25 protein-coding genes are annotated in these 23,470 nt (G+C 69.9%); 17 read left to right on the forward strand and 8 right to left on the reverse strand.

Annotated elements, in window-relative coordinates:
* Window position 1: 1 nt before the first annotated feature.
* Both ACRYA2_RS17225 and ACRYA2_RS17230 read right to left on the reverse strand, forming a co-directional pair.
* Window positions 2-1,783 carry a nitrite/sulfite reductase gene (locus tag ACRYA2_RS17225; protein ID WP_433630813.1) on the reverse strand — a complete coding sequence of 594 codons (1,782 nt, stop codon included), beginning with the start codon at window positions 1,781-1,783 and terminating at the stop codon, window positions 2-4.
* A 126-nt stretch (window positions 1,784-1,909) separates the two neighbouring features.
* Window positions 1,910-2,218 carry a DUF8134 family protein gene (locus tag ACRYA2_RS17230; protein ID WP_472850131.1) on the reverse strand — a complete coding sequence of 103 codons (309 nt, stop codon included), beginning with the start codon at window positions 2,216-2,218 and terminating at the stop codon, window positions 1,910-1,912.
* A gap of 317 nt (window positions 2,219-2,535) precedes the next feature.
* Between ACRYA2_RS17230 and ACRYA2_RS17235 the strand changes: the two genes are divergently transcribed.
* The 5 genes from ACRYA2_RS17235 to ACRYA2_RS17255 are packed head-to-tail and all read left to right on the forward strand — an operon-like array spanning window position 2,536 to window position 6,454.
* Window positions 2,536-2,736: a hypothetical protein gene (locus tag ACRYA2_RS17235; RefSeq protein WP_433630818.1), complete on the forward strand. Its 201-nt coding sequence runs from the start codon at window positions 2,536-2,538 to the stop codon at window positions 2,734-2,736.
* On the forward strand, window positions 2,736-3,542 hold the full coding sequence (locus tag ACRYA2_RS17240; RefSeq protein ID WP_433630821.1) for a CbiX/SirB N-terminal domain-containing protein: 807 nt from the start codon (window positions 2,736-2,738) through the stop codon (window positions 3,540-3,542). Before ACRYA2_RS17235 ends, ACRYA2_RS17240 begins: the two co-directional genes overlap by 1 nt.
* A complete protein-coding gene (locus ACRYA2_RS17245; protein WP_433630824.1) occupies window positions 3,523-4,563 on the forward strand; it encodes a DR2241 family protein in 1,041 nt (346 codons plus the stop codon). Before ACRYA2_RS17240 ends, ACRYA2_RS17245 begins: the two co-directional genes overlap by 20 nt.
* A gap of 2 nt (window positions 4,564-4,565) precedes the next feature.
* A complete protein-coding gene (gene cobA, locus ACRYA2_RS17250) occupies window positions 4,566-5,384 on the forward strand; it encodes a uroporphyrinogen-III C-methyltransferase (protein ID WP_433630826.1) in 819 nt (272 codons plus the stop codon).
* On the forward strand, window positions 5,381-6,454 hold the full coding sequence (locus tag ACRYA2_RS17255) for an anthranilate phosphoribosyltransferase (RefSeq protein ID WP_433630828.1): 1,074 nt from the start codon (window positions 5,381-5,383) through the stop codon (window positions 6,452-6,454). Before cobA ends, ACRYA2_RS17255 begins: the two co-directional genes overlap by 4 nt.
* On the opposite strand, the gene ACRYA2_RS17260 is transcribed toward ACRYA2_RS17255, so the two are convergent.
* On the reverse strand, window positions 6,451-7,098 hold the full coding sequence (locus ACRYA2_RS17260) for a precorrin-2 dehydrogenase/sirohydrochlorin ferrochelatase family protein (RefSeq protein ID WP_433630830.1): 648 nt from the start codon (window positions 7,096-7,098) through the stop codon (window positions 6,451-6,453). The genes ACRYA2_RS17255 and ACRYA2_RS17260 overlap by 4 nt on opposite strands.
* A gap of 176 nt (window positions 7,099-7,274) precedes the next feature.
* Between ACRYA2_RS17260 and ACRYA2_RS17265 the strand changes: the two genes are divergently transcribed.
* The 11 genes from ACRYA2_RS17265 (at window position 7,275) to ACRYA2_RS17315 (ending at window position 15,352) form a co-directional block, all read left to right on the forward strand.
* Window positions 7,275-7,838: a Na+/H+ antiporter subunit E gene (locus ACRYA2_RS17265; RefSeq protein ID WP_433630832.1), complete on the forward strand. Its 564-nt coding sequence runs from the start codon at window positions 7,275-7,277 to the stop codon at window positions 7,836-7,838.
* Complete coding sequence (locus tag ACRYA2_RS17270) at window positions 7,835-8,089, forward strand: monovalent cation/H+ antiporter complex subunit F (RefSeq protein ID WP_433630834.1); 255 nt, start codon at window positions 7,835-7,837, stop codon at window positions 8,087-8,089. Before ACRYA2_RS17265 ends, ACRYA2_RS17270 begins: the two co-directional genes overlap by 4 nt.
* Window positions 8,086-8,397, forward strand: coding sequence for a monovalent cation/H(+) antiporter subunit G (mnhG, locus tag ACRYA2_RS17275; protein WP_433630836.1), 312 nt, complete (start codon window positions 8,086-8,088; stop codon window positions 8,395-8,397). Before ACRYA2_RS17270 ends, mnhG begins: the two co-directional genes overlap by 4 nt.
* The gene (locus ACRYA2_RS17280; protein ID WP_433630839.1) at window positions 8,394-8,921 is read left to right on the forward strand and encodes a DUF4040 domain-containing protein; all 528 of its coding nucleotides are present in this window, start codon (window positions 8,394-8,396) and stop codon (window positions 8,919-8,921) included. Before mnhG ends, ACRYA2_RS17280 begins: the two co-directional genes overlap by 4 nt.
* Complete coding sequence (locus ACRYA2_RS17285; protein WP_433630842.1) at window positions 8,918-9,316, forward strand: MnhB domain-containing protein; 399 nt, start codon at window positions 8,918-8,920, stop codon at window positions 9,314-9,316. The genes ACRYA2_RS17280 and ACRYA2_RS17285 overlap by 4 nt, the downstream gene beginning before the upstream one ends.
* Window positions 9,313-9,627: a cation:proton antiporter subunit C gene (locus tag ACRYA2_RS17290; RefSeq protein WP_433630845.1), complete on the forward strand. Its 315-nt coding sequence runs from the start codon at window positions 9,313-9,315 to the stop codon at window positions 9,625-9,627. The genes ACRYA2_RS17285 and ACRYA2_RS17290 overlap by 4 nt, the downstream gene beginning before the upstream one ends.
* On the forward strand, window positions 9,620-11,104 hold the full coding sequence (locus tag ACRYA2_RS17295) for a complex I subunit 5 family protein (protein ID WP_433630848.1): 1,485 nt from the start codon (window positions 9,620-9,622) through the stop codon (window positions 11,102-11,104). The genes ACRYA2_RS17290 and ACRYA2_RS17295 overlap by 8 nt, the downstream gene beginning before the upstream one ends.
* Window positions 11,101-12,624, forward strand: a complete 1,524-nt coding sequence (locus ACRYA2_RS17300; RefSeq protein ID WP_433630851.1) for a complex I subunit 5 family protein — start codon at window positions 11,101-11,103, stop codon at window positions 12,622-12,624. The genes ACRYA2_RS17295 and ACRYA2_RS17300 overlap by 4 nt, the downstream gene beginning before the upstream one ends.
* A complete protein-coding gene (locus tag ACRYA2_RS17305) occupies window positions 12,617-14,314 on the forward strand; it encodes a Na(+)/H(+) antiporter subunit D (RefSeq protein WP_433630854.1) in 1,698 nt (565 codons plus the stop codon). Before ACRYA2_RS17300 ends, ACRYA2_RS17305 begins: the two co-directional genes overlap by 8 nt.
* A gap of 82 nt (window positions 14,315-14,396) precedes the next feature.
* Complete coding sequence (locus tag ACRYA2_RS17310) at window positions 14,397-14,783, forward strand: DUF7522 family protein (RefSeq protein WP_433630856.1); 387 nt, start codon at window positions 14,397-14,399, stop codon at window positions 14,781-14,783.
* A 233-nt stretch (window positions 14,784-15,016) separates the two neighbouring features.
* On the forward strand, window positions 15,017-15,352 hold the full coding sequence (locus ACRYA2_RS17315) for a hypothetical protein (RefSeq protein WP_433630859.1): 336 nt from the start codon (window positions 15,017-15,019) through the stop codon (window positions 15,350-15,352).
* On the opposite strand, the gene ACRYA2_RS17320 is transcribed toward ACRYA2_RS17315, so the two are convergent.
* From ACRYA2_RS17320 to ACRYA2_RS17335, 4 genes are all read right to left on the reverse strand, one after another.
* Window positions 15,338-17,599, reverse strand: a complete 2,262-nt coding sequence (locus tag ACRYA2_RS17320; RefSeq protein ID WP_433630861.1) for an amino acid permease — start codon at window positions 17,597-17,599, stop codon at window positions 15,338-15,340. The genes ACRYA2_RS17315 and ACRYA2_RS17320 overlap by 15 nt on opposite strands.
* Window positions 17,596-18,033, reverse strand: coding sequence for a universal stress protein (locus ACRYA2_RS17325; protein WP_433630864.1), 438 nt, complete (start codon window positions 18,031-18,033; stop codon window positions 17,596-17,598). Before ACRYA2_RS17325 ends, ACRYA2_RS17320 begins: the two co-directional genes overlap by 4 nt.
* A gap of 124 nt (window positions 18,034-18,157) precedes the next feature.
* Complete coding sequence (locus ACRYA2_RS17330) at window positions 18,158-19,189, reverse strand: NAD(P)-dependent alcohol dehydrogenase (RefSeq protein ID WP_433630867.1); 1,032 nt, start codon at window positions 19,187-19,189, stop codon at window positions 18,158-18,160.
* A gap of 102 nt (window positions 19,190-19,291) precedes the next feature.
* Window positions 19,292-20,224, reverse strand: a complete 933-nt coding sequence (locus ACRYA2_RS17335; RefSeq protein WP_433630870.1) for an alpha/beta hydrolase — start codon at window positions 20,222-20,224, stop codon at window positions 19,292-19,294.
* Window positions 20,225-20,437: 213 nt separating this feature from the next.
* Between ACRYA2_RS17335 and ACRYA2_RS17340 the strand changes: the two genes are divergently transcribed.
* The gene (locus tag ACRYA2_RS17340; RefSeq protein ID WP_433630873.1) at window positions 20,438-21,109 is read left to right on the forward strand and encodes a helix-turn-helix domain-containing protein; all 672 of its coding nucleotides are present in this window, start codon (window positions 20,438-20,440) and stop codon (window positions 21,107-21,109) included.
* Window positions 21,110-21,269: 160 nt separating this feature from the next.
* Here the strand turns inward: ACRYA2_RS17340 and ACRYA2_RS17345 are convergent, their stop codons facing one another.
* Window positions 21,270-23,411, reverse strand: a complete 2,142-nt coding sequence (locus ACRYA2_RS17345) for an AAA family ATPase (protein ID WP_433630876.1) — start codon at window positions 23,409-23,411, stop codon at window positions 21,270-21,272.
* Window positions 23,412-23,470: the final 59 nt, after the last annotated feature.

A 23,470-nucleotide genomic window follows, 5' to 3' on the forward strand; every position in this document is an offset into this window, starting at 1 on the left:
CTCAGTCGTCCCCCGAGACGGGCTGGTCCTCCGGGCTGTTCGGCGCGGGACTCGACTCCAGTCCGTCGTCGTCGGCGTACGGGTACCACGTCTTCTTGGTGTTGTGCATGTACGGATCGTCGTAGGAGGTCTCCTCCGGCTCTACGAGTTCGGCCAGCGTCTCCTCGTCACGAGCCTGGACGAACTCCCGGAACGTCTCGCCGTCTCCCCGCTCGGCGGCGTACCCCTCGACGAGGTTCCGTATCGCGCCGGGCACCTCGTCGACCGCGACGCGCTCGCGGACCCAGTCCGCGAACGCCGGATTCTCGCCGAGTCCGCCGCCGAGACCGATGTCGAGCGCCTCGACCGGTTCGCCGTCCTTGCGCGTCTTCATCCCGCGGAGGCTCACGTCCGCGATCTGGGGCTGGGCGCAGGAGGCCGTACAGCCCGAGAGGTGGATGTGGAAGTTCTCCACGTCGTCGGGCAGGTCGACGTTGTCGACGAGCCAGCGCGAGAACCGGACCTGTCGGTTCTTCGTCTCGACGATGGACAGCGAGCAGAACTCCGTGCCCGTGCAGGCGATGGAGCCGCGCTGGAAGGGGTGCGGGTCCGGACTGTAGTGCTCGAGGACGGGCTCGTCGAGGAGGTCGTCGACGTTCTCCTCGGGGACGTCCGTCAGGAGGATGTTCTGGCGCTGGGTGAGCCGAGCCTCGCCGGAGCCGTGCTTCTCGGCGACGTCGGCGATTTCTATCAAGTCCTCCGCGCCGACGCGGCCGACGAGCACGTTCAGGCCGACGTAGTAGTTCCCGTCGTTCTGCCGGTGGACGCCGACGTGGTCGGCGTGGCCGTGGTCCTCCGGAACGCCCGCGTTGTAGGAGTACTGCTCCCGGAGGTCGCGCCCCGCCGTCTTCAGTTCGAAGTCGACGTAGTCGTCTTGGAGGACGCGCCGGAGCTTCTCGGTCCCCCACTCGTCGACGAGGAACTTGATGCGGGCGCGCCGGCGGTTGTCGCGGTTGCCGTGGTCGCGGAACAGCCCGGAGAGGCCACCCAGCACGTCGACGACCTCGTCGGGTTCGGCGAACACGTCGATGTCGCGGGCGAACCGCGGTTCCCGACCCGCGAGACCGCCGCCGACGCGGACGTTGAACCCGCGGACCTGCTGGCCGTCGATTTCCTTCTCCGCCGGTTCGATGCCCACGTCGTTGATGTCCCCTTGGCCGCAGCCCTCCCGGCAGCCCGTGACGGACACTTTCCACTTCCGGGGCAGGTTCGCGTAGTCAGGGTTGCCCTTGAGGTTCTCCTGGAGGTCGTCGACGACGGGCAGGGCGTCGACGAACTCGCGTTCGTCCTTGCCGGCGACGGGACAGCCGACGATGTTGCGCCACGAGTCGCCACAGGCCTGCTTCGTCGAGAGACCGGCCTCCTCCAGTCGGTCCCATATCTCGGGGACGTCTTCGATGTTTATCCAGTGGAGCTGGACCGCCTGCCGAGTGGTCACGTCGGCGTAGCCGTTCCCGAACTCGGGATTCGCGGCCGGGCCGGTGGCGTAGTCGCGCGCTATCTCGCCGATGACGCGCAACTGACCTGGGTCGAGCACGCCGCTCGGCGGCCCGATGCGCATCATGAAGTAGCTCTCCTGTCCGTCGCGCTGGTGGTACAGTCCCCACCACTTGAACCGCTCGAACCACGCGTCGTGTTCGTCGTCCGGGATGGCCTCCCAGCCCTCTTCGGCGAATCGTCGGAGATGGTCGCGTATCTCCTCGCCGTACACCTCGTCTTTCCACTTCTCGACGTCGCTCGGCATGAGGCCAACTACGGAGTCGCCGGGTATACCCCCACGCTTGCCGTCAATCCTCTCCCTGACTTCCCGAAACCGGCAATTCTTTCGAGGTCCTCGCCGGCGACGCCGGTAACCGGCGACCGCGACCGATTACCCTGGAACGTGGACGCCGCCGACCGCGACGCGGCGGAATTCGCCGTCGTCGACGCGGCCGACGGTGAGCCAGTCGGTCGTCGCGCTCTCGCCGCAGCCGATGCAGCGACCGCCCGCGCGCACGTCGACGCTGCGGGCGTCGACGGCCGTTTCGGTGAACACCTCGACGACGAAGAAGGCCGTCTCGCAGTCACAGACGGCGTGGTCGGCGAGTCGCCACACGTCGCTGTTGCCGACGACACGCGAGTCGTTCACGCTCACCCAGGCTCCTTCGTCCAGAAGTCGGAGGGAGACAGTCACGCTCACTGCTTCGCGGGGGAGCCACCTGAGCGCGTCGTCGCTCGCAACGACCGCCGCGGTGCTCGTCGCTGAAATTCGGCCGTTCTCGCCGCTCGCGGGCGAATGGACGCTGCTCGAAAGGGAATCGCCGAATTCGGGCCATCGGAGATGGCGACCGGTCTTGCCGCTATTTCGAAGCGACGGCGTCGTTTACGGGTAGAGGCGTCCTTATCCGTGTTTCCGTTCTACGAAACGCCGATGAGAACTGAGACGACCCCTGACGAGGAGCGTCCGTATCTGGACGACCGGCTGCCGGACGCATCGCCGACGCCAGAGGTGAGTCGATGAGCGAGAACGCCGACGACCGGTCCGGTCGACGGTCGGCGAGCGACCGTGCGGCGGACACCGAACACCTTCAGGACGTTGCGGACGGCGGTGGCTGCACGGAGATATGGGAGCACCTCTCCGAGAACCGCAGCGGGGGTTCGGAATCGGAACGCGACGCCGCGACCGACTCCGACAGGACGCTGGAGGGCGAAAGCTGATGGGCGAGGGGACGACGCAGGCGCTCGTGCTCGCCGGCCACGGCTCCCACCTGAACCCCCGGTCGGACCGTCCGGTGTTCGACCACGCGGACGCCGTCCGCGAGCGCGGCGCGTTCGACGAGGTTCGGACGGCGTTCTGGAAGGAGGAGCCGTCGCTGTCCGAGGTGCTCCGCACCGTCGAGAGCGACGCCGCCTACGTCGTCCCCCTGTTCGTCAGCGAGGGGTACTTCACCGAGCAGGTGCTCCCTCGCGAACTCCGACTGACCGACGACCGCGACGTGGACGTCGGATTTCCGGTTCGCTACGCGCCGCCGGTCGGGACGCACGACGCGATGACGGACGTCGTCGTCCGCCGCGTCGAACGCGTGACCGGCGACCCGGACGTAGGCGATGGCGTCGGCGTCGCGGTCGTCGGCCACGGCACCGAGCGCAACGAGAACAGCGCCCGCGCGACCCAGCGCCACGTCCGCCGCATCCGCGAGCGCGACCGCTTCGAGGAGGTGCAGGCGCTGTTCATGGACGAACCGCCGTACGTCGACGACCTGTACGACGAGTTCGACAGCGAGTCGCTCGTCGTCGTCCCGCTGTTCGTGGCGGACGGCTACCACACGACCGAGGACATCCCGGAGGACCTGGGACTGGTCGCCGAGGGCGGCGACGCCGACTACGACGTGCCGACGACGGTCGAGGGCCGGGAGGTCTGGTACGCCGGCGCGGTCGGCACGGAACCGCTCGTCGCGGACGTGGCGGTCGAACGCGCCGCGGACGTCGGCGCGGAGGTGGACGATGAGCGACTCGAAGGTTGAGGAACTCCTCGCGGCGGCCGCGGACGGCGTCGCGTTCGACGGCCTGAGGGTCGCGCGAGACGACCGAGACGCCGGACTCGCGTTCGAGACGCCCGAGGACCGTCGCGTCGGCCTCACGGAGGCCGAGTTCCGCGCGGTCGCCCGCGACCACGCGACGTACGTCGACAACTGGCACCACTGGGAGCGAGTCGTCGAGGGCCACGGCGGCTACCGCCGGGCTTTCCTCCGGTGGCTGGAACCGGACGACGCCGTTCCCGCGCGCTACGACGCCCTCGCGGACGGCGTCACGCGGACGTGGGGCCAGCTCGCGGTGACAGTCCGGCGGGCGGACGGCGAGCGCCGGTACGAACTGCGCCACGTCGACGACCGCGAGAGCGAGCGCACGGACCTCGACGAGCGGACCGACCCGCGCGAGGCGCGCGAACTGGCGAAGTACGACGCCGAGGGGGAGTACCGGCCGCTGAAGACCGCGCCGACGCTGCGGACCGGGTGGGTGCTGGTGGACCTCTCGGGCGACGACTACGTTCGGGCCGTCGACTGGTTCTACCCGGCGACGGTCGCCAACTGGCACCGCGAACGAGAGGGCGACCTCGACGTGACCCACTGGCGCGAGACGGCCGACCGACAGACGGGCATCTACGCGGACGTCGACGACCTCTCCGGCGACGCGCTGGACCGGGCGGCCCGCGCCTGCTGTGCGGATTCGCAGTGCCTGAAACGCCGCGAGTGGGACGAAGCGTCGGACGCGGACGTGGACGCGCCGCGCGGCGACGGCGAGTTCCCGTGTCGCGAGGCCTGCTCGCTGTTCGTCGCTGCGGCCCGGGAGTTCGCGGCGACGGACGAGGAATCGACGCGCGAACTGACGCTCACGTCGGAGGAGCACGAGCAGCTATCGGCGCTCGTGGACGCGGCCGCCGAGGGCCGCGTCGAGGGCGTCCGCCCCGGCGACGTGAACGACCCCGCGAACCGCTACCGCGCACGCTACCTGCGCGAGACGCGCTTCGCGAACGAGGAGAGCTAACTATGTATCAGGGAACGGTGTACCTCGTCGGCGCAGGTCCGGGCGACCCCGAACTGCTGACGGTGAAGGCAGCGCGGGTGCTCGAAACCGCCGACGTCGTCCTCCACGACGCGCTCGTGGGTGACGACGTCGTCGACCGCTACGCCGACGCGACGGAACATATCGACGTTGGAAAGGACCCGAACGGCGAGCGGACGACCCAGGAGGAAATAAACCGCCTGATGGTCCGCAAGGCCCGGGAGGGAAACGACGTGGTCCGGCTGAAAGGCGGCGACCCGACCGTCTTCGGCCGGGGCGGCGAGGAGGTCGAACACCTCGCGCGTGAAGGCATCCCCTTCGAGGTGGTGCCGGGCGTCACGAGCGCCATCGCCGCGCCGGAGGTCGCCGGCATCCCGGTGACCCACCGCGAGCACGCCTCCAGCCTCACGGTCGTCACCGGCCACGAGGACCCGACGAAGGACGAGAGCGCCATCGACTGGTCGGCGCTCGCCGACTGCGTCGTCGCCGGTGGCACGCTCGTCGTCTTGATGGGCGTCGGGCGCATGGCGGACAACGCCCGGGCGCTGCGCGAGCACGGCGTGCCGGCGGAGACGCCGGCCGCGGTGGTCGAGCAAGCGACCTGCGACGAGGAGTTCACCGTCACCGGGACGGTCGGCACCATCGCCGAGCGCAGCGGCGAGGTCGGCGTCGAACCGCCGGCGGCGACCGTCTTCGGCGACGTGGTCGGCGTGCGCGACCAGGTCGTCGACTGCCTCGAAGGTGCGACCGCCGCGCGTGCCGGGCCGTGGAACGCCACCGCCTCGGACAAGGGGTCCGAATGACGGGCGAGTGGCCGCTGAAGCGCCTCCTCACCGAAGCGGTCGGCTCCGGCCCGCGGTCGGCCGACGACATGAGCTACGACCAGGCCCGGGAGGCCTTCGAGCACATCTTGGCGGGCGACCCCGCCCCGGAGACGCTCGGCGCGTTCTGGATGGCGAACCGGTGGAAGCGCAACACGCCGACCGAACTCGCCGGCTTCGTCGACGCCATGCGCGAGCGCTCGGTCGACGTCGCGCGCCCGGACGCCGACCCCGTCGACTGCGGCGCGAACTACGACGGCAAGTCAGACACGGCTCTGCTCGGCGTGGCGTCGGGCCTCGTCGCCGCGGCCGCCGGCACGCCAGTCGTCGTCCACAGCGCCGACCGCGTTCCGGCAAGCGAGGGGGTCGTCTACCGCCACGTGCTGGACGAACTCGGCGTCGAGACGGACCTCGCGCCCGCGGCGAGCGCGGCGATGGTGGACGAGGTCGGCTTCGGCTTCTATTCACAGTCGCGGGCCAACCCTGGCGTCGACGCCCTGCTCCCCGCCCGCAGGAACCTCGGCGTGCGCTCGTTCGTGAACACGGTCGAGACGCTGGCGAACCCGGCGGACGCCGACGCCCACCTCGGGAGCTTCTTCCACCTCTCGTTCGCGAAGAAACTGGTCGGCGCGCTCCGCGAGAGCGACCAGTCCGTCGACCGCGTCGTCGCGTTCCAGGGACTGGAAGGGTACGACGACGTGCGCCCCGGCACGACCCGGTTCGCCGACTGGGACGGCGAGTTCCGCGACGACGAGATAGAGACGGCGACGCTCGGTCTCGACGGCGACACCGCCGCGCTCGAAGTGACCGACGTGCGCGCCGACTCCGCTCGCATCACCGAGGCGGTCCTGTCCGGCGAGCGAGACGGCGCGTTCGCCGACGCGGTCGCCGTCAACGCCGCCTTCCGGATGTACGCCCGGAGCGACGTCGAGACGCTGACAGACGGCGTCGAACTCGCGCGGAAGGTTCTCGCCGACGGCGACGCCGCCGACCGCCTCGCCGCGCTCCGGGCCTTCGACCCGGGCGAACGCGTTCCCGAACGCGCCGACTAGCCGTCGAGCGCTTCTTCTGCCACCCGTTCCGCCGTCGCCCGGACGTCCTCTCCTTCGCGCGCCGCCCGCCAGACGCGGTCGGAGTCGACGACCGCGCGGAGGGCGTCACGTCGCTCCTCCGGCGGTCGGTCGCGCAGGTCGCCTCGCAGTTCGGCGGCCGCCTCCGCTACCCGGCCCGCGCCGTCGAGTTCCGGTTCGATGCGCTCCCGGAGATGCTTGCTCAGCGCGGGGCTCAGCCCGCCGGTCGCGACCGACGCGACCACCGACCCGTCTCGCACCGTCGCCGGGACGACGACGCTGCCGGCGTCGCGCTCGCCCGACTCGTCGGCGCGGTTCACGAGCACCCCGCGCTCCCGGGCCGCTCGCTCGACCGCCGCGTTCACCGCCGCGTCGTCGGTCGCCGCGACCGCCAGGGCCGGTTCGACCCGGTCGAACCACTCCGCCACCGTCGACGTTCCGGCGTCCTCGTCGGCCGCGGGGCTGGCGCGGACCATCTCCGCCGCCGGGACGCGCTCGTCGAACGCCGGCGCGACGACCACCACCTCGGCCTCGCCGGCGAACCGGCGCACCTTCCGGAGGCCGACCGACCCGCCGCCGAAGACGAGCACTCGCTCGCCCTCGAAGTCGTGCAGGAGCGGAATCATCGTCTCCGCGTACGCGGAGCGGGGTCTTGACCGTCACCCTTCGCGGACGGCAGAGCGGCGAACGAGTCGAGTCGCTCCGGCGCGTCGACGCCGACTCCTGTCGTCGGTTCATGCGGCTCGACCGCTTACTCTGGTTGGCACCAGAGTAATGTCGGATGCAGTCGTTTCGAGAGTCTATGCGCGACGGAACTCTCCGCGGGCTACCCGAGGTACGCTCGTTTCTCGCGCTCTTCACCGTCTCGTTCGGCTTCTATCTCCTGCTCGGAGAGCCGACGGCCTACGACGCGGCCACCGGCGCGGTCAGCGCCGCGGTCGTCGCGGGCCTGCTCTTGCGGGTGACGTTCCCACGTCCGGCGGCGTTCCGGCGGAGCGGCGGTCGCACCGTCCGGGCCGCGCTCGCGCTGCCTGTTCTCATCTGGGAGGTGGCGAAGGCGAACGTCGCCGTCGCGTACGCTGTCCTCCATCCGTCGCTGCCCGTCGACCCGGCGCTGGAGTACTACGAGACGGACGCCGAATCTCGAATCGAACTGGCGACGCTGGCGAGCGCGATAACGCTCACGCCCGGGACGGTGACGGTCGAGGCGGACGAGGGGACGTTGCTCGTCCACTCGCTGACGGCGGGGTCCCGTGCCTCGCTCCGCGAGGGACGCCTCCGGCGCACCGTCGCGTTCGTCTTCCGCGGGCGGGGTGGCGGGGGCGAACTGCGGCTCGTCGGCCCGGCGGAGCGTGACGGCTCGTGAACGCGCTGTTCGCCGCCGCGGTCGCGCTGGTCGCGCTGGCGGGCGTCGCCGGCTACCGAATCTACCGCGGGCCGACGCTGTACGACCGTGCGGTCGCCGCCAACGCCGTCGGGACGACGACGGTAGTGGTGATCGCGCTGCTCGCCGCCGTGCTCGCAGAGCCGGGGTTGCTCGACGTCGCGCTGGCGTACGCCCTCCTGAACTTCCTGCTGGCCATCGGTCTGGCGCGCTACGCGGGAGGGCCGGCGTGACCCCTGCCGACCTCGCCGCCACACTCGCCGCCGGCGGCGTCTTCTTCGTCGCGGTCGGCGCGGTCGGGCTGGTGCGGCTCCCGGACTGCTTCGCCCGTGCGCACGCGACCTCCAAGAGCGAGACGCTCGGCGCGCTGCTGACGCTCGCCGCGGCCAGCGTCGCGGTGCCGGCCGAGGCCCGTCCGCGGGTAGCCGTCCTCGCCATCGTCGTGCTCGTGACCTCGCCAGTCGCCACGCACGCCATCGTCCGCACCGCCCGCGAGTCCGGCGTCGAACCGTGGACGCGTCCGGAGGGCGAGGAGCCGTGAATCCCCTGCTCGCGGTCGCGCTGGTCGTCGTGGTCGGTGGGGCGTTCGTCGTCGCGGTCCTCCGCGACCCGCTCGCCGCGACGGTCGCGTTCGGAGGGTACGGCCTCGGGATGGCGACGCTGTGGGCCATCCTCCGCGCCCCGGACGTGGCGCTGACGGAGGCCGCGGTCGGTGCCGGTATCACCTCGGCGCTGCTGCTGGTCGCGATCGCGCGCACCGGCTGCGCGACCGTCCCGGCGTCGTTCGACTGGCGACCCGCGCTGGCCGTCGCCGCGCTCGTCGTCGCACTCGCCGCGACGGTGCCCGCGCTCCCGACCGGCGGCGAGCCGATAGCGCCCGGTGCTGCCGGCGACGTCGGCCGTCCCGCCGGATTCTACCTCGCGAACGCGCCGGAGCTGGGCGTGAAGAACGTCGTGACGGCGGTGCTGGTTGTCTACCGCGGTTTCGACACGGTCGGCGAGGTGTTCGTCGTCTTCGCCGCCGGTCTCGCCGCGCTGGTCGTGCTCGGAGGGCGAGAGTGGTGAGTGTCGTCGTCCGGGCCGCGGTTCGGGTCGTCGCGCCCTTCGCCATGACGTTCGGCCTGTTCACGGCGTTCCACGGCACGAGTTCGGTCGGGGGCGGGTTCCAGGGCGGCGTCGTCGTCGCCGCGACCGCCGTCCTGCTCGCGCTGGCGTTCGGTCGAGACGCCGCGGAGCGGTGGCTCGACGTCCGGTCGCTCGGCGGTACGGCCGCTGTGGGCGTCGTCGCGCTCGCCGTCGTCGTCCTCGCTCCCCTCTCGGTCGGCGCCGGCGTCCTCGACCTCCGGGCGCTCCCGGTCGCCGTCGTCTACGCCGTCGAACTGGCAGAACTCGGCATCGCGGTCGCGGTGGCCGCGACACTCACCGCGCTGTTCGGCCTGCTCGAGGGAGGGGAGGCGTGACGCGACTCGTCTTCCTCGCCGGCGTCGCGCTGGTCGGCGTCGGCCTGCTGGTCGTGATCGCCGACCCGGACCTAAGGAAGAAGGTGCTCGGATTGAACCTCTTCCAGACCGGCGTCCTCCTCTTTCTGGTCGGGGCCAGCTTCCGTCGAGGCGGTCGCGCGCCGCTCGTCTCCAGCACGGCGACCGATAGCGCCCGGTACGTCGACCCGCTCCCGCACGTTCTCGTACTGACCGCCATCGTCGTCGGGGTGAGCGTCACCGCCGTCGCGCTCGCGCTCGTCGTCCGCGTCGGGGGTGGCGCGGGTGAGTGACCCGTCGACCCCCTTCTCCGTCCTGCCCGCGCTGCTCGTCCTGATACCGGCCGTCGCCGCGGTCGCGGTGGCCCTGCTCGGTCGGCTGTGGGCCCGCGCCGCCCGCTGGACGGCGCTCGCCGCCACTGCCGCACAGACCGTCCTGGCGCTCGCGCTGTTCCGGGCCGTTGCGCGGTCCGGCTCCGTTCGAGCGGTTCTCGGCGGGTTTCCGGCGCTCGCCGGCGTGGAACTCGTCGTCGACCGCCTCGCGGTCCCGTTCGTCGTGCTCGTCGCGGCGATTGGTCTGCTGGTGGTCGCAGTGACGACGTCGGAACCGGCGGGGTCGTTTCTCGCGCTCGTCCTCCTGCTCGTCGCTGGCCTGACGGGCGTGTTCGTCACGGGTGACGCGTTCAACCTCTACGTCTTCCTCGAACTCGCCGGACTCTCGTCGTACGCGCTGGTCGCGACCGCCGACACGGACGTCGCGGCTGGCGCGGCGCTGCGTTACCTGTTCGTCGGAACCGTCGGTGCGACCCTCTACCTGCTCGGAGTGGGTTACGCCTACGTCGCGACGGGCGCGCTGAACGTCTCCCTCCTCGGCCAGCGCCTGGGTGTCGGAACGCCCGCCGTCGCCGCGTTCGCGCTCGTCGCGGTCGGTCTCGGCGTCAAGGTGCCCGTGGTGCCGCTGCACGGATGGCTCCCCGATGCGCACGGCGAAGCCCCGGTCGGGGTCAGCGTCCTGCTGTCGGGGTTGGTGACGACCGCCGGGGCGTACGCGCTCGCTCGCCTCGTGCTGGCGGCGTTCGGAATCGAGTTCCTGGCGGCGGTGCCGCTCGCTCGCGTCGCCGTCGTCGGCGTCGGCGCGACGAGCGTCGTGGTCGGGGGGTTGCTCGCGTTCCGGCAGTCGAAAGTGAAACGCCTGCTCGCCTGCTCGACCGTCTCGCAACTCGGGCTGGTCGTCCTCGGGGTGGGGCTGGCCAACCGCCTCGCGCTGACCGGCGCGGTCGTCCACCTGCTCTCCCACGCCGCGCTGAAGACGGGAGCGTTCCTCGCCGCCGGAGCTATCGCGGAGTCCACCGGCGCGAAGACGGTCCGGGAGTACGCGGGGGTTGCCCGGCGCGCGCCCCTCGCCAGCGCCTCCCTCGCCGCCGCCGCGCTCGGACTCGTCGGCGTGCCGCCGGCCGGCGTGTTCGCCTCGAAGTGGTACCTCGTCGCCGGCGCCGTGGCCGCCGGCGCGCCGGCGCTGGCCGCGCTCGTCGTCGCCAGCAGCCTCCTCTCGCTACTGTACTTCTGGCGCGTGCTCGAGCGACTGGTCGCCCCCGGAGGCGCAGGGGCCGACTCCCACCCTCCGCACGCGACCGACGGTAGCGGCGCCCGCGCGCCGACCGGACCCGCCGTCGCCGCCGCGATCACCGTCCTCGCCGGTGTCCTGCTCGGCTTCGTCGCCGCCCCTCTCGAAACGTTCCTCGAACCGACGCTGACGGCTCTGCTCGAATGATACTCGACGACCTCGCCGCTCGATGGGGCGTCCTGCTCGCGACCGTCCTCCCGTGGCTGGCGGTCGCCGCCGCGCTCGCGCTCGGCGACCGGACGCGGAACGCGGCGACGGTCGCCGTCGCGCTGGTCGAACTCGCGATCGTCGCCGCACTGGTGCCGGCGGCAGTCGCGGGCCGAAGCGGGGCGGTCCGACTGGCGACGCTGCCTGGCGGCGTCCCCTTTGCGCTCCGGGCGGACGCGCTGGGCGTGCTCTTCGCGCTGCTCGTCGCCGTTCTCTGGGTGTTCGCGACCGTCTACGCCGCGGGCTACGTGGCACACGAGGAGCGCCGCGGGCACTTCTTCGCCGCCTACGCGGCCAGCGTCGCCGCCGCCGTCGGCGTCGCCTTCGCGGCAAACCTGCTGGTCCTCTTCGTCTTCTACGAACTGCTGACCCTCGCGACGTACCCACTCGTCGTCCACTTCGGAACGGCGGAAGCGCGCGCCGCGGGGCGGACGTACCTGGCGTACACCTTCGCGGGCGGCGTCGCCGTCTTCGGCGGAACCGCGCTCGTTCACCAGATTGCCGGCACCGTCGCCTTCGTGCCGGGCGGCGTCGGTCTCGGGAGCGCGGACGCGCCGGCCGCCACCGCCGCGTTCGCGTTGCTGGTCGTCGGGTTCGGCGTGAAGACCGCACTCGTGCCGTTCCACCGCTGGCTCCCGGAGGCGATGGTCGCGCCGACGCCCGTCTCCGCGCTCCTGCACGCCGTCGCGGTCGTCAAGAGCGGCGCGTTCGGCGTCGTCCGGGTCGTGCTCTTCGTCTTCGGTCCAGACGCTGTCCGGGAGTTCGGGGTCGGACTACCGCTGGCGACTGCGGCCGCCGCGACTGTCATTGTCAGTAGCGTGCTCACGCTTCGCCAGGACAAACTCAAGCGGGGACTGGCGTACTCCACGGTCGGCCAGCTGTCGTACATCGTGCTCGGCGTCGCCCTCCTCGCTCCCGCGGCGGTGTTCGGGGCGCTGCTCCATCTCGTCGCCCACGGATTCATGAAGATAACCGCGTTCTTCTCGGTCGGCGTCGTGACCCACGAGACGGGCGTCGACCGCGTCTCCGGGATGGACGGCGTCGCTCGCAGGCTTCCGGCGACCACGACCGCCTTCGCCGTCGCGGCGGCCGGCCTCGTCGGCATCCCGGGCGTTGCCGGCTTCGTCAGCAAACTGTACGTCCTCCTCGGCGCGTTCGAGGCCGGGCGTCCACTCCTCGCGACGACGGTCCTGCTCTCAGGGCTACTGAAACTCCTCTTCTTCTGGCCCATCTTCGCGCGGGCCGGCTTCCGGACGGACCCGGTCGCAGACGGCGGCGAGGACGACGGCCGCGAAGCGGCGTGGTCGCTGCTCGCTCCGCTTCTCGCCACCGCCGCGCTCGCGGTCCTCTTCGGCGTCCGGCCCAGCGCGTTCCCGTTCTTCGCTCTCGCGGAGCGCGTCGTCACGGACGTCCTCGGGGATACCGCGTTCGACGTCGGGGAGGTGCTGGCTCGTGGCTGAACCGCTCACCCTCGCGCCGCCGGCAGTGCTCCTCCTCGTCGCGTCGGTCGCCGCGCTCGTCCTGCCGCGGCGTGCGGGCCACGCGGTCGGCGTCTCGGCCGGCGCGCTCGTCGCCGCCTGGTCGCTCGCAGTTCCGTCGGGAACGCATCTCTCCGTCTCGCTGTTCGGCTTCGACACGGTCGTCTTCCAGGCCGACGCCCTCTCGCGGTTCCTCGGCGCGACGCTCGGGTACGCCTCCGCCGTGGCCGTGCTCTACGCGGACGCGACCGACGCGCCGCGGGGGCAGGTCGCCGTGATGGTTGCGTACGCCGGGGCCGGCGTCGGAGCCGTCTTCGCCGGAGACTGGTTGACGCTGCTCGTCTTCTGGGAGGTGATGGCCGTCGGCGCGACGCTGCTGCTCTGGCACGCGGGCGGCGACGCGGTTCCCGCCGGCTACCGATACGCCGTCTATCACGAGATCGGGAGCCTGCTGCTGACCGCCGGCGTCCTGCTCCAGTTCGTCGAGACCGGAACCTTCCTCTACGGCGGCGGCGTCGCCGCAGGCCTCCCGGCGCTCCTCTCCGGGTTGGGCATCGGACTGAACGCCGCGTTCGTCGGCCTGCACGTCTGGGTTCCCGACGCCTACCCAACGCCGCACGTTGCCGCCAGCGTCCTGCTCGCCGCGGTAACGACGAAGGTCGGCGTCTACGCGCTCGCCCGGGCGTTCCCCGGCGGCAACGTCGCGGTGGCGTGGATGGGCGGCGCGATGTTGCTCATCGGCGTGACGTTGGCCGTCCTCCAGACGGACCTCCGCCGGTTGCTCTCCTATCACGTCGTCTCGCAGGTCGGGTTCATGGTCGCGGGCGTCGGTCTCGGAACGGGGCTCGGGCTGGCGGGTGCGATGGCGCACCTCCAGAACAACGTCCTCTACAAGAGCCTGCTCTTCGCGGTCGCGGGCGTCGTCGCCGTCCGGACCGGCGACGAGAACGTGAAGAAACTCGGCGGGCTCGCCCGCCCGTTGCCGGCGACGTTCGCGGCGTTCGTCGTCGCCGCGCTCGCCATCTCGGGCGTCCCGGGGTCCAACGGGTTCGTCAGCAAGGGCATGATCGTCGACGCCGCCGCGGCCGCGGACCGCGACGTGCTCTGGTGGGCACTGCTGGTCGGTAGCGTCGGCACCGTGCTCTCGTTCGCCAAGTTCGGATACTACGTCTTCCTGCACGGCGACCCCCCGCGCGACCGCGCGGTGCGGGAGACAAACGCCCGCGGCATCGCCGCGATGGCGCTGCTCGCGATTCCGTGCGTCGTCTTCGGTCTCTTCCCGTCCCTCCAGTTCGCCGTCCTCCCCGGCGCGCCCGCGGCCGCCGCTCCGTTCGCGTTCGGACAGTTCCAGAAGGCCGGCGCGATACTGGCGGTCGGCCTCGTCGCGTTCGCCGTCCTGCGACGCCCCCTCGGCAATATTCAGTTCGTTCCTGACCTCGATTCGGTGTACCGGCCGGTGGGTCGAGTTTCGCAGGAAACGACCGTCGAAACCGTTGCCGGCGTCGGGGCGGCGCTCGACCGCGGCGCCGTACGGGTCGTCGACCGGGTGGCGGACCGGGCGACCACGGACCGGGCGGTCGAACGTTCGCTCCACGAACGTGTCGCCAGTAGCGTCCTCCGACTCGTGCTGGCGCTCGTCGGGTTCCTCGTCCTGCTGCTCTTCTCGACGTGAGCCGCCGGTTTCGATGGAGTGGATTCCTCCACCCTCTCTGGTTCGACCACACGCTTTTGTCGGTAGTTGCCGAAGGGGCGGCATGTCGAAACCACAGTATCCCGAGTTCGTCTCTGCGCTCGAGGAGCGGTACGGCGACGACCTGCGCTGGATCGCCTCCTTCGACAGCGAGTCGTTCGCCTACAACGTCCGGTACGTCCGCGAGGACCTGAAAACGGACCTCTCCGACCGGGACCTCCAGATCATCATTCACCGCTCGATGGCGGTGTTCAACCGTCGCCACGTCGAGGACGTGTACTCCCACCTCGGCGACGCCCAGTCGCTCGTCGTCCAGCACGAGGAAGCGACTGCGGTCCATCTCTACCTCGACGACAGCACGGGCGTCGTCGTGAAACTTGCTTCCGGCGCGAGGGTCGAACTCCCGACGTTCCGCGAGGAGTATCTCGACCTGCTGTACGGCCAGCACTGACACCCGAATGCTGTCGGATGGCTGACGGTATCCGCGAGCGCCGGTGGTCGATACGCGATACCTAAACTCTATTTCGATATACGAAATCTTCGCCCGTGCGAGATTCTCGGCGCTCGCGCGAGCGCCGACCGCCCGCGTCGGTGACAGTCCGCCACGGAACCGAAGCGTGTCGCGTTCGACAGCAACGCGCTGCAGATTACACTGACGACGGCCGGTTCGCTAACTGGTCCGCGATGAGCCGAGATTCACCCGCGGAGACCGAGGCCGGAGAGCGAGAGTGGTGGACGGCTGGTCGGAGTAGTTGGTCGGACGGCGACATCGACGTGGGAGTCGCGTTCGACCCCGGCGCTTCACAGGGCGACGACCCGACGCGTACGAGCAGCGGATGGGAGCTTCGTTCCGGAGTTCGTGGCGACGGTGCCGCCGCCGATACTGTACGCTGTGCGGACCCAAGAGAGGAATCGAACGAGGGGGGCTCGTTCCCCGGCCGCGATTCCGACCGAGACGAGTTCGTGAGCCGGAGCCGGACCGCCGGAGTCAGTGACGTGCCGGCGCTACCGGCCCAGTAGCCGTTCGAATAGGCCGCGCTCGCGTGCTTTCTCCGCGAGCAGGACCGAGCAGTCGACGTCGTCGACCACGTCCATTATGAGCGACCCGCGCACCAGCCGCGAGAGCAGGCCGCGTTCGGTCGCACCGATGACGACCATCGAGCAGTCCTCGGCGACGCGCGCGATGGCCGTCTCGACGTCGCCCGTCTCGACCAGCAACTCGGCGTCGCCGAGGCCGTGTTCGTCGGCCCACTCCGCGAGGAACGCTTCCCCCTCCGCAACGGAGTCGGCCACGTTCAGCAACGTGACCTGCGAGCCGTACTTCTGGCGGAGTAGCTTCGCGACCTGCGCGCTCAGGTCCGAGTCCGGACCGCCCGCGGTGGGTACCAGGATGTGCTCGGGGTCGAACCCGCGCTCGTTCAGCACGAGGAAGTCGGAGGGCAGGTCCATCGCCAGATCGTCGACGGCGCTCTCGACGCGGCCCGGCGACCCGTGCCAGCTCTCTCCCCAGCCCATGACGACGATGTCGGCGTCGTGGGTCCGCGCGGCGCCGAATATCTCCTCGAACGAGCGGTGGGAGACGACGGTGTGGGTCTCGACGTCGACGCCGAAGGTCTCCGCGTCGCGCTGGGCGTCGTCGAGTACCGCGTGATAGTCCGCCTCGTGCTCGTCGAGGTGTTCGGCGGCGTGTTGGAGCGGTGTCTGGTCGGGGACGGAGACGATGTGGACGGCGTCGACGGTACCGCCGCGCTGCTTGGCGATCGCGCTGGCGAGCGTGATGAGGTCCTTCTCGTTCTTCGGGTTCGCGAGCGGCACCATCACGCGGTACTGACCGCCGTCGGGTTGAACGCTCGTGGCGGCCGAGACGGCGGCGTCGGGCATCTGCTTCTGACGGGAGAGGATGTACTGGGAGAGTATTCCCTGCTTGTCGGCCTTCCCACGAGCGTAGGCGAAGTACCAGACGACGCCGCCGACGACGAACACGAGCGACAGTCCGATTTCGATGGGTTTCATGAACGCGATGAGACCGAAGGAGGTGACCGCTCCGAGTATCGGGACGACGGGGTAGAACGGGACTTCGAACTCCGGCTGGTAGTCCGGGGGGTTCGCCTCTCGCATCACGACGAGTGCGACGTTGAGTAACCCGTAAACGATGAGATGGAGGACGCTTCCGGCCTTGGCCAGCGTCTTGACGTCGCCGACGACGATGAAGAGGAGGATGAGACCGCCCGTGACGGCGATGGAACGGTACGGCGTCGCGAAGTCGGGGTGGACCTCGTTGAGCTTCGAGGTGATGAGCTTGTCCCGCCCCATCGCGAAGTTGATGCGGGAGGACGCCAGGATGCTCGCGTTCGCGCTGGAGGCCGTCGCCAGCAGTCCGGCGAACGTGAGCAGTCCGACTCCGACCGCGGCGAGACCGACGGAGCCGAAGGAGATCTCCGCCACGTCGAGTACGGGGGTCTTGGTGAACGCGGGGCCGAGCTGGCGCCAGTTGACGACGCCCATCAGCACGACCATGATTATCGCGTACATCACTGTCACGATGACGACGCTCCCGACGACCGCGAGCGGGAGGTTGCGCCCCGGATTCTCGAGTTCCTCCGCGACCGTCGTTATCTTCGCAAAGCCGAGGAAGGAGACGAATACGAGTCCGGTCGCGGGGAGGACGGCGGTAACACCGCCGGTCTCGGCGGGGAAGAACGGCCGGAGCGTCGAGATGTCGGCCTGCAGGAATCCCAGTACGGAGAACAGCGTGAGAATGCCGACGAGCGTGACGACGATGACGACCTGGACGCGACCGGTCTCTTTTGCGCCGACGTAGTTGATTGCGATGAAGGCGGTGCCGGCGAGGAGCGCGCCGAGCTGAAACGACGACAGACCGACCGGACCGAGAGCGAGCGCCGGTAACGGCATGAATGTCGCGAGGTACTCGCCGAACCCAAGCGTGTAGAAGGCGCTCGCGAACGCTAGGCCCATCCAGTTACCCCATCCGGCGACGGAGCCGAACAGCGGTCCCAGCGCGTGATTGACGTAGTAGTAGCTCCCGCCGGCTTTGGGCATCGCGGTGCCGAGCTCCGACGCTGAGAGTGCGGTGAACAGGGAAATGACTCCCCCGACGACGAACGAGAGCGCGACAGCCGGCCCCGCCGCCGCAGCGGCTTGCCCCGGCAGGACGAAGATGCCCGCGCCGATCATCGTCCCGACGCCGATGGTGAGAGCGGCGAGCAGGCCGAGGTCCTTCGCGAGTTCCTCGTCCCCCGACGTCATGCGTCCTCCACGCCGGGCAGCGAGACGACTGGTCGGTCCGCGGTGGTGACGAGCCGTAGCGAGCGGTCGCCCGAGAGGAACTTCCTGAGTCGGCCGCCCTCGCGCGGACGGAAGGCGATGGCGCTCGCCTCGACCGCCGCGGCGGCCGACGAGACCTCGCTCACCACGTCCCGACCGTAGGCCACGCGGTCTTCGGCGTCCGGGAACGTCTCGCGGAACGCGGCGAATGCGTCGTTCGCGAGTTGTTCGCTCTGTTCGACCGGCGTCTTGTCCGGAGCGCCGTCGGCTTTCTCGACGACGTGGAGCACAGTCACTCGCTCGGGACCGTACCGTGCGAGGGCCTTCGCAGTGGCCCTCGCGTCGTCCTCCGATGCGACCGGCACGAGGACGTGCGACAGGAGCGGCGTTTCGTTAGCGTCGCTCGGCGAATCCATATCGGGGGCTATTCAGCTAGCCGTTATAACGATTCGTGATGTTTACTCCGGCGGTTCGGCGAGGAGAAGCGCGGAGACGGTGCCCCAGACCGCGTTCTGGCGGACGGCGGACCGCGCGGCGGAGTCACCCGTCGAACGTTATCATCCCTTTCACGACCTCGGGTTCCATCGACCGACGGAACGCGGCGTCGACGTCCTCGAGTGGGCTCTCGAAGTCGATTATTCGCTCGACGTCGACCTCGTCGTCCGCGAGCAGGTCGACGGCGGCGTCGTAGGTGTTCGCGTACCGGAACGAACCGTGGACGTCGAGTTCGTCGTCGATTATCTCGATGACGTCCAGGGGAACTTCCGCCTCGCTGGCGAGGCCGACGAACACGACGGTGCCGCCGCGGCGGACGCCGTCGAGCGTGGACCTGATGGACGGTTTCGCGCCGGAGGCCTCGACGACCACGTCGGCACCGACGCCGTCGGTGTACTCGTCGACGACCGTCGCCAGGTCCTCCTCGGTCACGTCGATGGCGCGGTCGACCCCGCCTTCCTCGGCGAACGCGAGTTTCTCCGCGACCACGTCGGTGACGAGGACGTCCGTCGCGCCGGCGGCGCGGGCGACCTCGGCGACGAGCAGGCCGATGGGACCGGCCCCGGTGACGAGCACGGTGTCGCCGACGCCGACGTTGCCGCGCTGGCAGGCGTGGATGCCGACGCTGAGGGGTTCACACAGCGCGCCCTCACGCGTCGAGACGGAGTCGGGGAGTTCGTACGCGAAGTCGGCGGGCCAGGCGACGTACTCGGCGAACGCGCCGTCGTGGGGCGGCGTTGCCATGAACACGACGTCCTCGCAGAGGTGGTAGTCGCCGCGCTTGCAGTGTGCGCAGTGACGGCAGGGGACGCCCGGTTCGAGCGTGACCCGGTCGCCCGGTGTGAGCCCCTCGACGTCGTCACCGACCGCTGCGACCACTCCCGCGCTCTCGTGACCGAGCACGAGCGGATAGTCGACCACGTAGTCGCCGATGCGACCGTGTTCGTAATAGTGAACGTCCGACCCGCAGATGCCGACGTCCCGGACCTCGACGAGCACCTCGTCCGGTTCGGGCGTCGGTCGCTCCCGTTCGCGTATCTCGAACTCCTCGACGTCGGTGAGTGCTGCCGTGCGCATCGGTCCCAGAGAGCGAATTCACCGACAAAAGCATGACGGGCGAGGGGCTGAACTGGCGCTTGACGGCAGTTCTCCGGATTCTACGGCCCCCGGAGACTGTCGTCATCCGAGCGTTTCGCGCAGCCAGTCCGCGACGCCGTCCATCGCCTCGTCGGCGGTCGAGACGTCGTCGGTCAGGCTGAGGAAGCCGTGGGCCATCCCGGGATAGTGGCGGTGGTCGACGTCGACCCCGGCCGCCGCCAGTCGCTCGGCGTACGCGACTCCCTCGTCGCGCAGGGGGTCGAAGCCGGCGGTGACGACCGTGGCGGGCGGGAGGCCCGAGAGGTCCGGGGCGCGGAGCGGCGACGCGTAGGGATTCGCGCCGTCGACCGGACTGCGGAGGTAGCGCTCCCAGAACCACTCCATGTCGGCGCGGGTGAGCAGCGGTCCGTCGGCGTTCTCGGCGAACGAGTCCGTGTCGCAGCCGTGGTCCGTGATAGGGTAGAGTAGGGCCTGTGCGGCGACGTCGGGACCGTCGAAGTTCCAGGCGCGGAGCGTCGTCGCGGCCGCGAGGTTGCCGCCCGCGCTCGTGCCGGCCACGGCGAGGCGATTCGGGTCACCGCCGAACGCGTCGGCGTGGTCGTCGACCCAGGAGAGGGCGGCGTGTGCGTCGTCGACCGCGGCGGGGAAGGGGTGTTCGGGAGCGAGCCGGTAGTCCACGGAGACGACGACGCAGTCGGCCCGGGCCGCGAGTTCGCGGCAGACGCCGTCGATGGAGTCGAGCGTTCCGAGCGTCCAGCCGCCGCCGTGGTAGAAGACGACGACGGGGAGCGGGCCGTCTCCCGTCTCGCCGGGTCGGTAGAGCCGGAGCGGTATCTCCCCGCCCGGCCCGGGAATCGCCAGGTCGCGGACGAACGCGACCGGTCGTGACTCCTCGGCGGTGAACACCTCGTCCTCGACGCGGCGGGCCGACTCGACGGACAGCGAGTGCCACGGCGGGACGCCGACGCGCTCTATCTCGGCTATCGCGGCCGCCATCTCGGGGTCGAGTTCCATACGTCGACTCTCGGAGCCCCCGAAGTTATAGTTCACTGACGGTACTCCAGCGCGGCTCGACGCACGGACCACGCCCGGACCGTGCGCCGGACGACCCCAGGGCGGCTCGCCCCGAGCGACGTTCGACGGACGGCGTGTCCCGGTTCACCCCGCCGGTGAACGGCCGTCGTCGGAACCACAGGGCGTATTGCTCTCGCTCGCTTGTGTCCGGGCATGAGTACCATCGCGGAGGTCGAACTCCCCGCAGACGAGTTCGCGCTTAGGAAAACGCTGAACGCAGTCCCTGACGCCGAGTTCAACGTACTGCGCGTCGCGGCCCACGACGACGACAGCGTACTGCCGTACATGTGGGCGGAGTCGGACGATTTCGACGCGCTCGACGACGCGCTAAGCGAGGACCCCAGCATCGACGGCTTCGAAGTGCTCGAAGACCTCGGAGACGAGCGATTGTACCGGATGAACTGGGTGGAATCTATCGAGGTCATCGTCCACGTGCTCGTCGAGGAGAAGGCGACCGTCCTCAACGCCCACGGCGAGTACGAGTGCTGGCGGCTTCGTCTCCTCTTTCCCGACCGGAACGCCCTGTCGGCGACGTACGACTTCTGCGACGACTCGGGACTGTCGCTCGACATCCGCAACATATACGAGATGAACGACACGCGCCACGGTCTGTTCGGCCTCACCGAGGAACAGCACGAGACGCTGATGATGGCGCTCGACGAAGGTTACTACGACATTCCGCGGGACTCGACGGCCGACGACCTCGCCGACGGTCTGGACATCTCCCACCAGGCCGTCTCGGAGCGACTGCGCCGCGGCCACCGCAGTCTCGTGAAGAACGCCCTCGCTATCGGTCCCGAAGAGCGCGGCAATCGGACGCGGTGACCGGTTCGAAAATCAGTCGCTTTTCGCAAGTCGCGTGATGGTCATCGGCCGTTCGCAACGACGGCTCCCGTCGCCGGGCCCCGCGACGAACTTCCATTCGGTCGGCGAGTCGTACTCCTCGACCTCGTGTTGCGGTTCGCCGTAGCGTTCGGCTTTCGAACTATCGACGGGCCGTTCGTGCTGCGGGTCGCCGTACAGTTCCTGTTCGTCGGCGACGCCGTCCGTCTCGGCCGTACCCCCACGCTTGGTGCTTGACATCTCTCGTTTCGGAGTATACGGCCAGCGCCCCATTGCTTGCGGCCGCACTCGCAAGTAATTGAAGTGAGGTCAGGTCCTCGCGCCACTCGTCGAGTTCGGCGAGTTCCGACTCGATGTCGGCGACGTCACCCCGGACGCTCTCGATGCGGTCCGCGAGGTCGGACTCGGTGCTCGACAGCGACGTCGCCAGGTCGTCCACGTCCGACGACAGCGTTGCGATGTCGTCTTCGAGCGACATCGCCTCCTCCAGGTCGTCGCGCAGGTCCTCGACCTCGTCGTCGAGCGCGGCGGTCTCCTGGGTGTTCTGGGCCACGAGGTCCTCCAAGTCCGTTAGCTGGTCGGCCAGCTGTTCCACGTCCTCGCCCACGTCCGCGATGCTGTCGAGACCGTCGGCCAGGTTGTCGAGACCGTCGGCCAGGTTGTCGAGGTCCGCCTCGAGGTCTTCTACGCGCGCCGCGTCGTCGCGCACGTCGGCGAGGCCGGTTTCGAGGTCTTCGAGGTCGTCCCGGAGATTGCCGAGTTCGTCCACCCGCTCGCCGAGGTCGTCCAGGCGTTCGACGTCCTCGCGGACGCTCTCGACGTCCGTTTCGAGGTCCCTGAGGTGGGTCAGCTCCTCGCGGAGCTCCGCGACTTCCTCGTCCAGGTCGGCGACGCCGTCGAGGTCCTCCCGGACGTCTTCGAGGTCCGCTCCGAGGTCCTCGACCCGGTCCGTCTCCTCGCTGACAGCCGCCACGTCGTCTTCGAGGTCGGCCACCCTGGCCCTGGTCTGTGCGCCGTCGTCTTTCGCGTTCTCGACGCCCTCCCGGACGTCGGCCAGTTCCTCGCGAAGGGCGTCGACCTCGCTTTCGAAGTCGTCGACGACGTCCTGGGCGGTCCCGTTCTCGTCGATGAACTTCTCGAGCGCCTCCGTGTACGCCGAGAGGTCGTCGACCCGCGACTGGAGGTGACGAAGGCGCACATTGGTACTCTCGGGCACCTCGAGGTCGAGTTCCTCCCGGAGCACGTCCAGGTCGCCCTCGGCGACTTCGCCCGCCCGGATCTCGTCGGCCAGTGCGGCCGCGACGCTCCCCGGCCGGGGCGGTGACGTCTGGCGGTCGGGAACCGTCACGTCCTCGTCTCTCTCGGCCGGTTCCGCGTCCGCCGCCGGTTTCCGACCGGTCTCCTCCTCGTTCGACTCTCCCAGCGCGAGAGCGTCTTCGTCCCCGGCGTCGGCCCCGTCGTCCGGTACGTCGCCGCCGAGCGGGTCGTCCTCCGGCGAGTCGCCGCTCGCCAGTGGGTCCGCGTCGACCGACGCGCCGTCCGCCGGCCGGTCGTCGACTCCCCGCTCGTCGTCCGTGAGGGCGTCGGTGTCGTCGCCCGCGAGAGGGTCGTCGCCGCCGAGCGGGTCGTCGAGGGAATCGTCGTCGCCAAGGGGGTCGTCGTCACCCTCCGGACCAGTAGCGAGCGGGTCGTCGAGAGAACCGTCGGCCTCCGCGAGCGGGTCGCTTCCCTCGTCGGCGAGCGGGTCGTCCCCGAAGGCGTCGTCACTCCCGCCTTCGTCTCCGTCGTCGCCGAGACCGGGCAAGTCGCTCTCGCCCGCGATGACGTCGCGAACGACCTGACTGCTGTCCTCGGAGACGATGTCAGTGATGGTGTTGTCCGCGACCTCCTCGTCGTCGCTGGCCTCGCGCTCCTCGCTCGCCCCGACGGCGTCGACCATCGGCGGCCGGAGGAACTGTTCGGCTTCCTGCCAGTTCGAGAGTCGTATTCCGTACACCGTCGTCAGCGTCTCCCCGGCGTCCAGCACACGCTCGAACTGGACGCGGTGGTCCTTGTACGCCGTCCAGTTGTCGTTCTCGAACTCGGGATGGAAGCCGACGTTGTCCATCGGGAAGTCGTCCGGGATGCGGTCGGTGATCCGAACCGACACCGCCTCGTCGCGCTCTGACGCTATCTCGAACTTGATAGCCGGCACGGCGAACTCCTCGCCGTCGAACGATTTCTCGACGGTGACCCCGCTCGCGGAGCTGGTCACCACTTCGTTCCCCTCGGTGAAGTCACTCATACAGTTCACATAAGAGAAGTTATATATAAAACATACGCTGAAATACTGGTGCGTTTTTA

The organism is Halomicrococcus pelagicus (assembly GCF_050954125.1).

Coding starts and splice junctions, on each gene's coding strand:
- ACRYA2_RS17310 (WP_433630856.1), top strand. CDS start 14,397: ATGTCGAAACCACAGTATCCCGAGTTCGTCTCTGCGCTCGAGGAGCGG.
- ACRYA2_RS17330 (WP_433630867.1), bottom strand. CDS start 19,189: ATGCGCACGGCAGCACTCACCGACGTCGAGGAGTTCGAGATACGCGAA.
- ACRYA2_RS17300 (WP_433630851.1), top strand. CDS start 11,101: ATGATACTCGACGACCTCGCCGCTCGATGGGGCGTCCTGCTCGCGACC.
- ACRYA2_RS17335 (WP_433630870.1), bottom strand. CDS start 20,224: ATGGAACTCGACCCCGAGATGGCGGCCGCGATAGCCGAGATAGAGCGC.
- ACRYA2_RS17235 (WP_433630818.1), top strand. CDS start 2,536: ATGAGCGAGAACGCCGACGACCGGTCCGGTCGACGGTCGGCGAGCGAC.
- ACRYA2_RS17320 (WP_433630861.1), bottom strand. CDS start 17,599: ATGACGTCGGGGGACGAGGAACTCGCGAAGGACCTCGGCCTGCTCGCC.
- ACRYA2_RS17325 (WP_433630864.1), bottom strand. CDS start 18,033: ATGGATTCGCCGAGCGACGCTAACGAAACGCCGCTCCTGTCGCACGTC.
- ACRYA2_RS17245 (WP_433630824.1), top strand. CDS start 3,523: ATGAGCGACTCGAAGGTTGAGGAACTCCTCGCGGCGGCCGCGGACGGC.
- cobA (WP_433630826.1), top strand. CDS start 4,566: ATGTATCAGGGAACGGTGTACCTCGTCGGCGCAGGTCCGGGCGACCCC.
- ACRYA2_RS17260 (WP_433630830.1), bottom strand. CDS start 7,098: ATGATTCCGCTCCTGCACGACTTCGAGGGCGAGCGAGTGCTCGTCTTC.
- ACRYA2_RS17225 (WP_433630813.1), bottom strand. CDS start 1,783: ATGCCGAGCGACGTCGAGAAGTGGAAAGACGAGGTGTACGGCGAGGAG.
- ACRYA2_RS17315 (WP_433630859.1), top strand. CDS start 15,017: ATGAGCCGAGATTCACCCGCGGAGACCGAGGCCGGAGAGCGAGAGTGG.
- ACRYA2_RS17240 (WP_433630821.1), top strand. CDS start 2,736: ATGGGCGAGGGGACGACGCAGGCGCTCGTGCTCGCCGGCCACGGCTCC.
- ACRYA2_RS17345 (WP_433630876.1), bottom strand. CDS start 23,411: ATGAGTGACTTCACCGAGGGGAACGAAGTGGTGACCAGCTCCGCGAGC.
- ACRYA2_RS17265 (WP_433630832.1), top strand. CDS start 7,275: ATGCGCGACGGAACTCTCCGCGGGCTACCCGAGGTACGCTCGTTTCTC.
- ACRYA2_RS17255 (WP_433630828.1), top strand. CDS start 5,381: ATGACGGGCGAGTGGCCGCTGAAGCGCCTCCTCACCGAAGCGGTCGGC.
- ACRYA2_RS17340 (WP_433630873.1), top strand. CDS start 20,438: ATGAGTACCATCGCGGAGGTCGAACTCCCCGCAGACGAGTTCGCGCTT.